Source organism: Corallococcus carmarthensis, from assembly GCF_003611695.1.
Classification (GTDB): Bacteria; Myxococcota; Myxococcia; order Myxococcales; family Myxococcaceae; genus Corallococcus; species Corallococcus carmarthensis.
On sequence record NZ_RAWE01000003.1, the window covers coordinates 135749 to 149873 of the forward strand.

Sequence of the window (14125 nt, forward strand, 5' to 3'; positions counted from 1 at the left end):
CTTCGCCGTGCTCCCCGGGAGAGACCGGGGAGTGGCGCGATATCAGGCGCGCCGCCTAGCGTGGCCCGCACGATGCTCACCACCACGCTGCTGCTGCTCGCACTCTCCGCCACTCCTGCCGTGCCGAGCGCGCCGGCCACGAAGCCCGCGGCCCCGGCCGAGAAGAAGATCGAGTTCGACAAGCACTACCTCGTCCTGCTCAAGCGCGCGCCCAACGCGGCCAAGATGGAGCCCGAGGCCCTCCAGAAGCTGCAGGGCGAGCACCTCGCGCACCTCACTCGCATGGGGGAGAGCGGAAAGATGGTGCTCGCGGGCCCCTTCGACGAACAGGACGACGTGGCCATGCGCGGCGCGTGCATCTACCGCACGGCCACGAAGCAGGAGGCGCGGCAGCTCGCCGAGCAGGACCCGATGGTCAAGGCGGGCCGGCTGCAGGTGGAGGTGCTCGCCTGGTACACCGAGAAGGGCTACCTCGCCTTCCCCAAGGCGCCGCCCGCGGAGGCGCCGAAGCCCACGCAGAAGTAGCCCCAACGGCGGGCCGTCCAGGCGCCGGTCCCGTGGGTGCCGGTTTTTCGTCCGGCGCGTCCTGGGTGAGACTGCTGGTGACCGGCACGGTGCGTGGACGCGAGGGGGATCCAGATGGACCGCAAGGACGATGGCAGCGGCAAGGTGGAGATCGGAACGCAGTATCCCCTCGGGCAGCTCGCCCGGGCGCTCCAGACGAGCCAGGAGCACCCGGACGCGGGAGCGCGGGCCCGCGCGCAAGACAAGGTGCGCGCCTGGACGGAGGTCTTCTCCGGCATGCTCCAGGGCACGCTGACCGTCGGCTCGCGCGTGCCCGTGGCGGAAGTCCCCGCCTGGGCGACGCTGGAGGTCGCCAAGGGCGGCTTCGCCACAGGGCGCCTGCTGGCGGAAGGGGCGCTGCAACCGCATGAGCAGGCCCTGCTGTCCCGGCTCCAACGGGAGGACACGGTCAGCGCGCGGGCGGTGCTGAACGCGTGGTACCTGGGCGAGGAGGGGCTCGCGGAGCTGCGGCGGATGCTTCAGACGGGCGGCTATCGCATCCAGGTCCCCGAGGAGGGCGCGCTGCTCGTGGTGGCGTGGCTGCTCGAACATGACCAGGCGGAGCGCGCGCGAAACCTGCTCGACCAGCTGGCACCGCTCTTCCCGCGCCTGCGCTTCTACCCGGTGCCGGCCGCGACGCCCCAGGCGGACACCGCGTTCGTCCACGTGCGGGACGTGGAGAAGACGCGAGGGGCGCTCGCACAGGTCCGTCCGCGTCCGGGGCTCCAGCGAGAATGGGAGTCCGCGCGGGTGTGGACGCCCCTGTATGACCGCCTCGTGGCGCTCTGGGCGGGGGCCTTTCGCGAAGCCCCTTTGGACTTCCACTTCGACGCGGACTTCGAGCCGCGTGCACGCACCCTGCTCTCCGACATCGACGGCGCGCTCGCGGCACACACCCGCTGCGCCTGGCCCCGCAAACCCCAGCTCAACTTCGGCCGGCTCCACACCGTGCTCAAGGAGGTACTCCAGGCGCGCATGGCCCTCCTCCCAGGGCAGGCGCGGCGCGTGCGCGGCATCCTCGAAGCCATCTCCCAGGCGCGCGGCCTTCCGGGCTCCGAGCGCCTGGACGCCCTTCGCACGAGGCAGCGGGAGCTGCTCGAACGCCCGGGCATCGTGGACTTCGCCCGGGAGGCCCGGCGCCGGATGGACGGCCTGCCCGGGGACGCAGGGCTCGACTCGCTCGAGGCGCTGACCGCGCCCTTGAAGGGCTTCGCCTTCCCCGCGAGCATCGAGCGAAAGCTGCGGCTCTCCCTGAACGCCCCCGTGGAGACGCTGGTCGAGCAGCGCCTCATCCGCTCCAGCGAGACGCTCGCCCGCGTCGTTCCGCAGCTGTCCGCGCAGGTCCGGGCGCTCGGCATCTCCCAGCCGTCCCTGCGCGCGCTCTACGCGGCCCTGTACACGGCGTTCCGCCGGCGGCGCTCGCTGCTGCTCCTGAACCTGGAGTCCCAGGTGAAGTTGGAGGAGCTGCCCTGGGTGGGCGCCATCGACACGTACCGGAAGCAGGGGCTCGCGGCGGAGACAGCGTCCAGGCAGACCCTGGAGCAGTTGATGCGGCTCACGCTGAGTTCGTTCCCGGCAGTGCTGCTGCCCAACAAGCTGCTCCAGGAGGTCAGGGCCCTGCTCAAGAGCGCGGACCTCCAGGTGCCGGTGCTGGACGAGCTGGCCGCGGACATCTTCATGGGCACCTTCACGGAGAAGTATCTGGAGGCCGCGCGTCAGGCGGAGGAGCAGCTCGCGGGGACGCTGTACGCGCGCTACTACGACCTGCCCTCCGCGCTCCAGGTGATGAACGACGCGAAGCGCTCCAGGCATGGACCCAGGACCTCGGAAGCCTTCGCGGCCCTGTGCACGGCCCGCGCGAAGGATGGCGAAGGCAGCGCGCAGGGGAGTGTCGCGGCGAACGGCCGGATCATCGAGCAGGCTCAGATCCTCACCACCCACAACCTGGCGACCCTGGTGGAGACCTTGGACCTGCGGCCCGTGCTCGAACCCCAACTGGAAGCGCTGGCGCTCCGCTGTTTCACGCGCGTGTGCGAGCTGCTGGAGGCGCGGCCGCCCGCGTATCGCTCCAGGCTCCGGAACGTAAAGAACGCCGCCTACGCCTGGCGGCACATGCTGTTCTTCCTCTCACTCCGGCCCGAAGCGACCCATCCGGCCTTCCTCCAGGAAGTGGAGACGCGGCTCTCGCAGCGGCGCGGTGACCTGGCCCAGCGGCTCGCTCCCGCCATGCGCGGACTGCGCCACGGGGTGAGCGGAGGACAGATGAAGGACGCAGCCCCGGGAGCCCTGTGCTTCCTGGGGTGGACCGTGAAGCGCCACTGGCTCCTGGGCGCGGCCCCCGGATGAACACCTCTGCCCCTGCCACGCTCCCGCAGGTGCGTGGCAGGGGCTGGAGCCCTGGCTGTCTGGGTCAAGGCGAACCGCCCCCCTGTAAATGACAGACATGGGCCTGGCGCTTGTCAAAGCCAAGCACCGGGCACCAGGATGCGCGCGCCCGTCCGGCTGGCCAACCTGGCCACGACGCGGCCTCCTCAAAGGCTCCCATCCATGAAAAGACTCGCAATCCTTCCTTCCCTCCTCCTGGCCGTGGCGTGCGTGGCCTGTGGCACGGAGGCGCCAGACGCGGCAGCTGGCGAGACGGGCACGAGGCGCTCGGCGCTGGGGACGCCCCAGTGGCACACCACCGGCAGCCTGTTGACGGCCCGGTACAACACGCGGGCCACCCGGCTGGCCTCGGGACAGGTCCTGGTCACGGGCGGCACCGGCGCGAGCGCGCCCCTCAGCAGCGCGGAGCTGTACACGCCCGCCACCGGCACCTGGGCCGCCACCGGGACGATGACGTCCCTGCGCGCGGGCCACACCGCCACCCTGCTCTCCAACGGCAAGGTCCTGGTGGCCAACGGGTACGCGGGCGGCGGCGCGGGCGTGTACCTGGCCAGCGCGGAGCTGTACACGCCCACCACCGGCACCTGGACCGCCACCCCCACCAACCCCCGCGCACGCAGCGAGGGACGGGACGTGGTGCTTGCCTCGGGCAAGGTGATGATCGCCGGTGGCGCTGGCGCCTCCGGGCCCATTGGACTGGTGGACCTGTACGATCCCGCCACCAATACGTGGACCGCGGGCCCCGGCATGGGCACCAACCGCAACCGGCACTCGGTGACGCTGCTGCCTTCCGGCAAGGTCCTGGTGGCGGGAGGCACCGGGCGGCTGGGCTCGCTGGCGACCACGGAGCTCTACGACCCGGCCACCAACTCCTGGAACATCGCCGCGTCCATGGGCCAGACGCGGAGCAGCCACACGGCGACGCTGCTGCCTTCCGGCAAGGTCCTGGTGGCGGGCGGCAACGGAAACCTCACCGCGCAGCTGTACGACCCTGCCACGAACACCTGGGCCTCCACCGGCGCCATGGCGCAGGCGCACTGGAGCCCCAGCGCCGTCCTGCTGCGTTCGGGCAAGGTGCTCCTGTTCGACAGCGACGGCACGGCGGAGCTGTATGACCCCGCCATGAACAGCTGGAGCGCCACGGCCAGCATGATCACCGCCCGGAGCCCGGCCGCCGTCGCGCTGCTCGCGTCCGGGCAGGTGCTGGTCGCGGGCGGCTACGCAGGCACGGCCCCCACGGCGGACGCGGAGCTGTTCGACGCGGCCCACCTCACCTGGAGCGCCACCGCGCCGCTGGCCACGAACCGCTGCGGCCACACCGCCACCGAGCTGGGCTCTGGCGAGGTGCTGGTCGCGGGCGGCACCGACACCGTGGCCTACAACACCCTGTCCAGCGTGGAGCGGTACGACCCCGTCGCGCGGACCTGGACGCCGGGCGGCAACATGACGGAGCCCCGCTCGGGCCATGTCGCGGTGCGCCTGGCTTCCGGCCAGGTGCTGGTCGTGGGCGGCAATGACGACAGCACCGTCACCACCGCGGAGCTCTACGACCCCGCCACCGGCACCTGGACCGCCACCGGGAGCCTGCTCACCGCGCGGACGTACTTCACGCTGACCCTCCTCGCCACGGGCCAGGTGCTCGCCGCCGGAGGCCGGGGCAATGGCGGCATCTATCCGACCAGCACCGAGCTGTACGATCCCGCCACCGGGACGTGGTCCGCCACGGGGAACCTCGCCACGGGCCGCATCAACCACTCCGCCGTCCTGTTGAGCGACGGGCGGGTGCACATCGCGGGCGGCTACTACACGGTCAACCTGTCGCTCTACCGGCTCGCGAGCACGGAGGCCTACTCGCCCTTCTCCGGCACCTGGTCGCCGAACGGAAACCTCGCCACGGCCCGCAGCAGCTTCACGATGCACCTGCTGGGGACGGGCGTACCGCTGGTCGTGGGTGGGCTGGCCGGCGCCAACTCGCTTCCTGGCCAGTATTCGCTGGCGACGGCGGAGAAGTTCAACCCGGTAGGCGGATGGATCTCCGCGGGAACGATGACGGCGCCCCGGTACAACCATGCGAGCGCGGTGTTGCCGTCCGGCGCGGTGCTGGCCGCGGGGGGAACGAACAAGATTGGCGGATCCACCACGTCCCTCTTCCACTCCAGCGCGGAGCTCTACGAGCCGGCCACCAACACCTGGACGGCCACCGCGAGCATGCTCGCCACGCGCGTGGGCTTCACGCTGACCCCGCTGTCCACCGGCGAGGTGCTGGCCGTGGGCTGCACGAACTCGGTCAGCCCCGAGGGACCGTCCGCGGAGCTGTACTCGCCGTGAGCTGAACCGAAGTGACGCGGGTCCGGCTGCGAGGCCGGGCCCGCGGCGCGGCGACATCACCGCGCTGGGGCGTCATCCGTCCTCGGGCAGGTACAGGGTGACGCCCACTTCCGGGTCGAAGAGGGTGCGCTTCCTCACCATCTTCCCGACCAGCTCCAGCAGCACGTTGCTGAACGTGAACCGCTGCACGAAGGCATTCCTCCGGTCCTTCCAACCATGGGAGTCGAACAGACAGAAGGCATCGTCGTTCCGGGTGAGGGCCACGGTGTAGCCGCCCATCACCAGGGCCACCCCCACCCGGGGGTGCTGCTTCAGGATGGAGGCCAGCTCCTCGCCCAGGCGCTCCACGTGGACCGTTCCCGCGCCCGCCAGCCGGAGGCCGCGCCGGGTGATCTCCTCTTCGGGAATCTCCAGCGGGTTGTAGTAGGGCGCCTGGGGTTGCAGGACCCGGGGATCCACGACGCCGTTGCAGGACAGGGCAAGCGCTTCCATCAGCAGGGCCTCGTCCTCTGTGTCCGTGAGCATCCGTTGGTAGAGCGCCGTGCCTTCCAGCAGGACGTGGTCGATGCCGTCGGAGTCGAGCCCCTTGGACAGCATCGCCGCGATCGCCAGCACCGCCATCGCCGAGCACGCGGTCCGACCACCCGGGACCTGGAACTGGTTGAGGCTGCCCTGGATGCAATGGGTGTCGAATGACAGGGAGGTCGGCGTGCCCCCCTGCTTCTGCTGCTGCAGGTAGTCCCGCAGCAACTTGAGGATTCCTTCCTCCAGGTCCCGCGTCCGCGGCGAGCCCCCGCGGAGGGAGAAGTCCTGCGGCAGGTTCCGGGCGCCGGGCTTGAGCGTGTCGTACCGCTGCGCTTCGGGGGTGAGGTCGAAGCCCCGGGGACGGATGCCGACCTGCTGGATGGCGCGGTAGGCATTGCGGAAGGCGCGCGCGAACTCGTCCAGCGGGGTGCCGTGGGTCAACAGCAAGGACGTGCCCGCCTGGGAGCAGAGGCCGAAGAACTCGCTCAGGTGCTGGTCCGTCACGCCCTTGGCGCCCGCCTTCCAGTCGCTGTAGTCCTGGGCCTCGGGTTCAAAGGGCGCGCCCCGGATGGCGACCGCGGCCGGTGTATTCAACGCCTTGATGATCAACACACACGTCTGGCAGGCCAGCTTCCGCGGCTCCTGTGGCAGCCCGTCCACCATCAAGGACACCTGGCGGAGTGAGAACAGCAGCGCATCCACCGCCTGCTTCTGGAGCTCCCAGGTCTCGAACTCGGCCCGGGACTGACGCTCGCGCAGGGAGTCCGTGAGCAACTGCCGGTTCTCCGCCCACTTTCGTGAGAACGGCGTGGTGCAGAAGATGCCGCCCGTGGGGGCGTGGTCGCTCGTCTTCGCCCACCAGTTCAGCGCGTGGTGGTTCGGATCCACCGGGAGCAGGCCCCGGACAGGAGAGAAGATGCCCGTGTGGTGGAGGGCGAAGGTCCGGCTGATGACGAAGAAGTCGGCGCGCTTGTTGAGCATGAAGCGGCCCTCCACCTGGGCCCAGTCCTTCACGTAGCCCTTCTCCTCGTAGCTCTCCTTGTTCTTCTTCGAGCTCACGCTGCGGTGGTGCAGCGGGGTCTGGTTCGTCGCGGAGATGGTCACCGCGAGCTCCAGCCCCAGTTCGTCCGCCTTCACGTGGAAGAGGTCGCTCCACTGCCGCTTCTTGCTGTCGCTGTCCATCTTCAGCGTGGCTTCGGGATCGACGTAGTAGTCGCCCGCGATGATCCAATGCGTGTCGAGCTCTTGCGCGATGTGCTCGAAGAACCCAGACACCTGCTCGTACTCACCCTTGCGGCCCAGGCCCTTCCCCGCCGGAGAGGTGTGGACCACGCCGATGTGGACCGCGTTCCGCGTGTCGCCGTTGACGACGAGGTCGTAGACCACGACCGGGCGCCAGTGCATGAAGTGGGTGTTGAGCTGCTGGTACTGCAGCTTCCGGGTCGCGACGAGCTCCTTCACGGTGAGCGGGTACTTGGTCTTCCATCCCGAAGGCTCATGGGTGCGTTTGACGGGCTTCGCCCACTGGATGGGGTCATCCGTGTCGCTGTCGTCTTCCCGGGTGACCTTCGCGCCATTGAAGGCCCGCCAGCGGAGCTGGATGCGGGAGCTGTTCCTGCAGATGATGGGATACCACTCGTTCTGGCTCTTCCCGAGGGTCCAATCCCCGTCGCCGGCCTTGAAGCGATAGCCCTCGACGTCCCCATCGTCCTCGAGCCCGTCGTCGTCTTCTTCACCCTCTCCGGAGGCCCGCTCGCCCTTGTACTTCGGGTAGACCGCCTGCATCTGGGGCCCCATCACCAGTGTGAGCCCGTGGCTGGCGAAGTCGATGGCCTTCAGCAGCGGAAGCCCCTTCTTGTTGACCTCCTGAAGCACCAGGACGTCCAGCCAGGGGTTGCGCTCGAAGAGTTGCACGAGGATGGCCTGCTTGGCCTCGGCGGTCTTCTCCCCGAAGTGGTTCAGGTTGAAGGTGCCGACGCCCAGATCCAGCCCTGGCTCCAGGTGCAGCTCTTCCTCCTCCTCCAGGGGGACCGGCCCCTTGGGCTCCAGGTGGCGCCGCTTCGCTGGCGGCTGATAGGGAGGGATGACCTGTTGGAGGGTGTCCTTCTGGGGGCGCTTCCGCTTGAGGTCCTTGAGGTCCGGTTGCGTGCTGAAGGATTGAAGCTGCTTTCGTGCACTCTGGGCCCGCGCGGTGAAATCCCGGTCCTGGTGGTGGAACAGGACCTGACCGGATCGAAGGGTGAAGGTCTCCCGCCCGGCGAAGGCCTGCTTCTCCTGGGTGCCAGCGCGGCCCTCCTTCATTGAGTGCGAGGCGCCACAAGCCCGGCACCGCAGCGGCCTGATCAGGAAGTAAGCCTGGAAGCCGCAGATGGTGCAGTGGAAACGCATGCCTGCCCCTTGGGGGCTCATGCGTGGCCCCCGCGAACGGCCCCACCATACCGCGCACCCGCGGGCCCGACGTGTGAGGAGTTCCGCTGACCGGGCCGCCCGAGTGATGCTCCCGTCCGAGGACGCCCCCCATCTTCAACCCGCGCTTAACAGCCCATTAAACCCATGGGTCACTAGTGCCCTGCGGGCTTTGGGGGTATTGCTGCTCTATCCATGCTTCCGTTCTCCCGGCCGGAAGCACTGGAGCGCGCGACAAGGAACACGGGTCGCCGCAAATCCCACTTTCTTCGAGGCAATCACACCATGAAACGACTTGGGCTCGTCGCAGCACTCGGTGCCTCTGCCCTCCTGGCTTGTTCAGACTCGCCCTCCGCCACGAGCGATGCCGGCGCCGAACTGGATGCCGGCAGCCTCACCGATGCCGGAGATCAGAACCCAACGAGTGACGCCGGTGTGGCCGACGGTGGCGGGAACTCCGATGCCGGCGCTTCCGATGCCGGGACTGCGCTCAAGAACAGCTGCCTGGGGCCTTCGAGCGCCACCGTGGCCCATGCGCGGTTGCCAGCGGGGTACTGCGCATGGACCTGGGCGACCGTTACGGACCCGCGAGGGTTGATCGTCGCTCCGAACGGCGACGTTCTGGTGGTCGAGCGCAGCGCGGGTCGAATCACGGCGCTCTATGATTCGAACGGTGACGGCGTTTCGGACTCGTCCGAACGGGCGACGCTGGTCGAGTCCAGCGGGCTCAACCATGGCATCACCCTGCACGGCGGATATCTCTATGCCTCTTCCGCGACGCGCGTCCTGCGTTGGCCGTTCGCGACCGGAACGCGAGCGGCGCTGAGCGGCCAGCAGGAGGTGGTGACCGGCATCCCCGCGGGCGGCCATGTCACCCGGACGGTCATCTTCGACGCCGAAGGCCGCCTCTACGTGAGCGTCGGTTCAGCTTCGAACGTGGACAGCAATTCGACGCGCGCCCGCATTCGCCGCTTCACCGCGGCCCAGGTCCAGGCGGGCAACGTGGCTTTCACGGACGGCGAGGTGTTCGCCGATGGCCTCCGGAACGAAGCGGGCCTGCGCTTCGACAGTCAGGGCCGGCTGTGGGGTGTGGAGAACGGGCGAGACAATCTCAACCGCGCCGACCTCGGGGGCGACATCCACACCGACAATCCCGCTGAGGAGCTGAACCTCTTCGCCGAAGCCGGGAAGTTCTACGGCTACCCCTATTGCTTCAGTGAGTTCAAGCTTCCGGCGGGAGTGGGAATGGGCCCGGGGACCCAGTGGGCGGATCCGGGCTTCATGAATGATGGCACCCACTCCGATGCGTGGTGCCGCGACGTCAACAACGTGGTGCCTCCGAAGTTGTCGATGCCCGCGCACGTCGCGCCGCTCGACATCCTCTTCTACGACGGCGCGTCCTTCCCGCCCGAGGTGGTCGGCGACGCCTTCGTCAGCTTCCACGGTTCCTGGAATCGACAGCCCGCCCAGGGCTACGAGGTGGCGCGGGTGGTGTTCGAGAACGGGTTGCCGGTCCGCTACGAGCCGTTCTTCGAGTTCAACGGCACCGGCGACACCTCCACCGACTGGCCGCACCGGCCGGTGGGGTTGGGCGTGGGCCCCAATGGCGAGCTCTTCGTGAGCAGCGACGCGTCAGGCCGGATCATCTCCATCGGCTACCAGCGATAACCCGGCGCGCGTCACCGCGAGGGGTAGCTGTCCTGGTTCTGCCGCCGCTGCTCCTCCTGCTGGCGCTGGCTTTCTTCATACTTCGCTTTGCCCTCCGCCTCGTCGGCCAGGCTCTTCGCCAGGGCCGCCGGGGCGTCGCGCGCGACGATGGGCGCGAGTTCCTCCAGCCCCGCGACCAGGACCGGGAAGGGCACCGCCTCCGAATCCACCAGGATGGACCAGTCGTCCTTCACCGACGAGCGCTCCGCCTTGAACGCGAGCGCGTCATGCGACCACTGCTCGGGGAGCACCACCTTCGCGTTCCGGGGAAAGAGGCCCGGCGCATCGCAGGGCGTGATGAAGACATTTCGCCGGTGCATCTGCCGGTGATACGACCGGGCCCACTGGTTGTATTCGATGACACACGCATCGACCGTGCGCAGTTGTGCCTGCACCGAAGCGAGCGCCTTCAGGTCTCCGACGTCGGTCTTGCCCGCGCCGCTGCCGAACAGCTTCGACGCCGCGAAGATGCCGCCCCCCACCGCCAGCACCGTGATGCCGAGCATGAGGAGGACCCTGGCTCCACCCGACTTCGAAGCAGCTTTCGCATTCATGCGCGGCATCCTACGTCACGGCTCAGGCGTTGGCCCTCGTCTCCGCGATCAGCCCCTGGTTCGCCTGGCTTCACTCGCTCGTCGTCGAGGAGTGAAGAGCCAGGCGGCCGACCGCGGGAACGAGGACTTCATGCCCGTCCTACGCTCGCGCCCAGGGTGACGAGAAGCTCGTCCAGTTGCTGGAACGTCTCGACCAGCGCATCCGCCGCCCCGGTGCCGGCAGCGTCGAGAGCTTCCTTCGAGGGGTAGAGCTCGCTCAAGACCAGCAGCGTCTTGCCCTCTTTTTCCTCGAAGGTCACCGTGGTGACGGACCCATCGTCACCCCCTTCCTCATTGGTCCAGACAAGGCGCGAGTGCGGTGTCACTTCGGTGTACGTACCGAAGAACGCCATCCCTTGGCCGAACACCAGACGGTACGTGCCCCCGGTACGAACATCCATCTCGCAGGAAACCAGGGGCACTCCCATCGACTTCGGCACCCACCACTTCTTGAACAGCTCGGGCTTTGTCCACGCCTCGAACACGATGCGTGCCGGACCATTGAAAGTTCGCGTGACGACGATCTCACGCTCGGACTTCCGTTCCACAGTCGTGCGGTTCTTCATGGGTGTGGGCTCACTCTCTCTGCTTGCGTCCATCGACCAGCTCCTTCCGTTTCAATTCCTCGACAACCTTGTCCAACTCGTCGAAGCGTGCGTCCCAGAGCTGGCGGTACCTCTCGAGCCATGCCATCTCTTCCTCCAGTTGGCGCGGGCCGATCTTGCAGGTCCGCACGCGCCCGACCTTCTCCGTGATCACGAGCCCGGCCCGCTCCAGGACACCGACGTGCTTCTTCATGCCCGTGAGGGTCATGTTGAACTTCTCGGCGAGGTCCGTGATCGAGGCCTCCGCACGCCCGAGCTGCTCCAGAACACCGCGTCGGGTGGCGTCGGAGAGCGCGGCGAACGAAGCATCGAGGCCGGCATTCGCATACTGAACCATATGGTTCAGTGTCTAGCACGCGGATAGATGGCACGCAAGGGCAGGTCAAGCGCGCGCTGCTTGAACAGCTCGCGGTGGTGAGCATTCAGAAAAATGGGATTCCGTAGACAGGTTGGTTACGCTGCCAGCCTACTCGTTGTGGCCACTCGCTCGAACTCGCCGGGGCTGAGGTAGCCCAGGGCGGAGTGGCGCCGCTTCCGGTTGTAGAATACCTCGATGTACTCGAACAGTGCGCACCGGGCCTGCTCGCGCGTCTTGAAGCGGGTGACGTAGGCGAGTTCCAGCTTCAGCGTGGAGAAGAAGCTCTCCGCCACCGCGTTGGCCCAGCAGTTGCCTTTGCGCGACATGCTGCACTCGATGCCTCGGTCCTCAAACAGCAGGCGGTAGTCCTCGCTCGCGTACTGACTGCCGCGGTCGGAGTGGTGCAGCGCCGGCGCAGGCCGCCCCAGGAGTGCCATGTCGAGCGCGGACAGCACCAGCTCGCGGTCGATCACATCTCGGGTGTCCACGGAACTGGGCTACTCCCAGCGCTCGGGGAGGCCCGATCCGCTGGGTTCTGGCCGTGGCCCTGCCTCGCCCTGGACGATGAAGCTCTTTCCCGCCGGGGGACTTGATGAGGGTACATCGCGCTGTCGCGCTACTCCTGCTGGTTTGGTTGACAGGCTGTGCCTCAGGGCGCGTGGTGCGCTTGGAAACGGGCCAGGGGCCGCCAGTCGTCTTCACGCCTCACAACGACGAAGCCGGGCGGGTGGAGGTGGAGCGGCGCGAGTTCAAAGCGGCCGTGGCGAGGCTGGCGCGGGGCGTGAGGCTCCCGGCCAATCCCGAGCAGGCCGCGCGGCTCCTGATGGGAGTGGACGCCCGAGGCGGCACGTACCTCTTCGATCCGCGCACCCGGCGGATGACGCCACTGGAGGGGGCTTCGCTGGCCTCCGACATGCCGCCAGCGGAGGTGGAGCTGACACGGGCATATCTGCGTTGGTGTGAGCACACCGGGCGCAAGGGCGACTGTCTGCGCTTGCTGGCGGAGAGCCCCACCGTCACCGGAGACGGGCGCTATGCGCTGGCCATGGCCATGGCTCAAGGTGTTGTCTTAGAAGAGATGCTTGATGCCTTCAAAGGCATGGCCGACCCGCACGCGGCGCTCTCGGCGGCGCTGTGGACCATGACCCTCTATCTGGTCCTCTGGTCGGTGCCCGAGCCAGTGAGCAAGGGCCTGGCTGCCGTGATGACGGCGACAGCCATTGTCTACCTCGGGGTGGACACCTTCTGGACGCTGATCGCGGGCTTCAAACTGCTGGTGGAGGAAGCGGACCGGGCCACCACGTTCGACGAACTACGCGATGCGGGTGAACGCTACGGCAAGGTAATGGGCCGGAACGCGGCGCGAGCCTTCGCGCTGCTGGCGACGGTGGCCGTCGGTAACACGGCCGCGGGCTTCGCCTCGAAGGTGCCGACGCTGCCCGGTTCCGCCCAGGCGGCGGCGCTGTCCGGGGGCCGCGCGGGTATCCGCCTTGCCGCCGTGGGCGAAGTAGGAGCGGTGGCTGTGTCGGGCGAGGCTATCACCGTGGCGCTGGCCCCCAACGCGGTGGCCATGACGGCACAGGCCATGGGGGGCGCGGCTGCCGCACCGGTAGACGCGAAAGGCCATGACCACCACATCGCTACGAACAAGTGGTGGAAATCCACGAACAATGACGGACCGTGGTCGCCTGAGTTTCAGAAGATTTTCGACAAGGCGGGCATGTCGCTGGACGACCCGGCCAACATCGTCCACGTCAAGGGCCACAAGGGGCCGCACCCGCTGGCGTACCACGAGCGAATTTTTGAGCGTCTGACTGATGCAACCAGGGGATGCCGCACCATGCAGCAATGCCGCGAGGCGCTGACAGCGGAACTCCTCAAGTTGGGGCAGGAAATCGCCACTCCAGGCACCAAGCTCAACAGGCTGGTGACGGGCAACTAGTAGGGCCACAATGGTCAACATGCCGAAGCGGTACTTCAAGCTTGCTGTCGATATGTCCGTCAAGGGCCGTTGGTCGCTCGGAATGCTCGCTGATCTCCAAGGCCGGGAGGTGGACGACCCGTGGGCGTTCATGGATGGAAGACCCCTTCCCGACCCGGGCCGCTTGACGCTTCCCGTTACCAACCCGGGAAGGGCGGTGGACTTCAGTTATGGGGGCATCGCTACCCCGGTGGTACATCCCAAGGTCGCGTCCATCTTCGCGCAGCTCGCTCCCGAGGACGTCCAGCTCTTCCCCGTGGGGATTGAGGGTCAGCCTGAGCCGTTCTGCGTCCTCGTAGCCAACAAGTTGATCCGCTGCATTGACGACGAGGCTTGCGAAGAGGTCCAGATATGGACGCCAGAGGATGGGCGACCTGAGAAGGTCGGACAGTACCGGGATATATGGGGCTTGCGCATTGACCCCTCGAAGGTGGCCGACTCCAAGGTGTTCCGTACCTGGGGATGGCACATCGCATTGATCGTCCGTGAAGAAATCCGCGATGCGCTAGAGCGCATGGGCGCCTCCGGGACGAAGTTCACCGAAGTCTAGTACCACTTAGTCGGTTGTTGAAGCCGCCGGTCGATCATGATCTACGGTCGCGATGGACCGGCGGACGCTGAAGCGACTCGATGAGGAGTTGCGCGAGTACCTCGACTCGATGGTGGAAGGCAT

At 67.8% G+C, this 14125-nt stretch carries 10 protein-coding genes and 1 pseudogene; 6 read left to right on the forward strand and 5 right to left on the reverse strand.

Annotated elements, in window-relative coordinates; genetic code table 11:
• Positions 1–60: 60 nt before the first annotated feature.
• From D7X32_RS01870 to D7X32_RS01880, 3 genes are all read left to right on the forward strand, one after another.
• Positions 61–525, forward strand: coding sequence for a YciI family protein (locus D7X32_RS01870; protein ID WP_244238804.1), 465 nt, complete (start codon positions 61–63; stop codon positions 523–525).
• A gap of 114 nt (positions 526–639) precedes the next feature.
• Positions 640–2910, forward strand: coding sequence for a hypothetical protein (locus D7X32_RS01875; RefSeq protein ID WP_120600760.1), 2271 nt, complete (start codon positions 640–642; stop codon positions 2908–2910).
• A 201-nt stretch (positions 2911–3111) separates the two neighbouring features.
• Positions 3112–5277, forward strand: coding sequence for a Kelch repeat-containing protein (locus D7X32_RS01880; protein WP_244238805.1), 2166 nt, complete (start codon positions 3112–3114; stop codon positions 5275–5277).
• A gap of 72 nt (positions 5278–5349) precedes the next feature.
• Here D7X32_RS01880 and D7X32_RS01885 read toward each other — a convergent pair whose 3' ends face one another.
• On the reverse strand, positions 5350–8103 hold the full coding sequence (locus D7X32_RS01885; protein ID WP_147449978.1) for a hypothetical protein: 2754 nt from the start codon (positions 8101–8103) through the stop codon (positions 5350–5352).
• 390 nt (positions 8104–8493) lie between these two features.
• Between D7X32_RS01885 and D7X32_RS01890 the strand changes: the two genes are divergently transcribed.
• Positions 8494–9876, forward strand: a complete 1383-nt coding sequence (locus tag D7X32_RS01890) for a PQQ-dependent sugar dehydrogenase (protein ID WP_158625580.1) — start codon at positions 8494–8496, stop codon at positions 9874–9876.
• A gap of 11 nt (positions 9877–9887) precedes the next feature.
• Here the strand turns inward: D7X32_RS01890 and D7X32_RS01895 are convergent, their stop codons facing one another.
• The 4 genes and pseudogenes from D7X32_RS01895 to D7X32_RS01910 all read right to left on the reverse strand — a co-directional run.
• Positions 9888–10469, reverse strand: coding sequence for a hypothetical protein (locus D7X32_RS01895; RefSeq protein ID WP_147449979.1), 582 nt, complete (start codon positions 10467–10469; stop codon positions 9888–9890).
• 128 nt (positions 10470–10597) lie between these two features.
• Complete coding sequence (locus tag D7X32_RS01900) at positions 10598–11074, reverse strand: SRPBCC domain-containing protein (protein ID WP_120600765.1); 477 nt, start codon at positions 11072–11074, stop codon at positions 10598–10600.
• A 10-nt stretch (positions 11075–11084) separates the two neighbouring features.
• A complete protein-coding gene (locus D7X32_RS01905) occupies positions 11085–11450 on the reverse strand; it encodes an ArsR/SmtB family transcription factor (protein WP_120600766.1) in 366 nt (121 codons plus the stop codon).
• A gap of 116 nt (positions 11451–11566) precedes the next feature.
• A pseudogene (locus tag D7X32_RS01910) lies at positions 11567–11941 on the reverse strand (integrase core domain-containing protein); the annotation flags it as partial.
• A 122-nt stretch (positions 11942–12063) separates the two neighbouring features.
• Between D7X32_RS01910 and D7X32_RS01915 the strand changes: the two are divergent.
• Both D7X32_RS01915 and D7X32_RS01920 read left to right on the forward strand, forming a co-directional pair.
• On the forward strand, positions 12064–13413 hold the full coding sequence (locus tag D7X32_RS01915; RefSeq protein ID WP_120600767.1) for an AHH domain-containing protein: 1350 nt from the start codon (positions 12064–12066) through the stop codon (positions 13411–13413).
• Positions 13414–13432: 19 nt separating this feature from the next.
• Positions 13433–14002, forward strand: coding sequence for a hypothetical protein (locus D7X32_RS01920; protein ID WP_120600775.1), 570 nt, complete (start codon positions 13433–13435; stop codon positions 14000–14002).
• The last annotated feature ends 123 nt before the right edge of the window (positions 14003–14125 follow it).

Bases quoted from the DNA above. Each gene is read 5' to 3' on its own strand.
- D7X32_RS01900 (WP_120600765.1), bottom strand. From the start codon at position 11,074: ATGAAGAACCGCACGACTGTGGAACGGAAGTCCGAGCGTGAGATCGTC.
- D7X32_RS01905 (WP_120600766.1), bottom strand. From the start codon at position 11,450: ATGGTTCAGTATGCGAATGCCGGCCTCGATGCTTCGTTCGCCGCGCTC.
- D7X32_RS01890 (WP_158625580.1), top strand. From the start codon at position 8,494: ATGAAACGACTTGGGCTCGTCGCAGCACTCGGTGCCTCTGCCCTCCTG.
- D7X32_RS01895 (WP_147449979.1), bottom strand. From the start codon at position 10,469: ATGAATGCGAAAGCTGCTTCGAAGTCGGGTGGAGCCAGGGTCCTCCTC.
- D7X32_RS01915 (WP_120600767.1), top strand. From the start codon at position 12,064: ATGAGGGTACATCGCGCTGTCGCGCTACTCCTGCTGGTTTGGTTGACA.
- D7X32_RS01885 (WP_147449978.1), bottom strand. From the start codon at position 8,103: ATGAAGGAGGGCCGCGCTGGCACCCAGGAGAAGCAGGCCTTCGCCGGG.
- D7X32_RS01880 (WP_244238805.1), top strand. From the start codon at position 3,112: ATGAAAAGACTCGCAATCCTTCCTTCCCTCCTCCTGGCCGTGGCGTGC.
- D7X32_RS01875 (WP_120600760.1), top strand. From the start codon at position 640: ATGGACCGCAAGGACGATGGCAGCGGCAAGGTGGAGATCGGAACGCAG.
- D7X32_RS01920 (WP_120600775.1), top strand. From the start codon at position 13,433: ATGCCGAAGCGGTACTTCAAGCTTGCTGTCGATATGTCCGTCAAGGGC.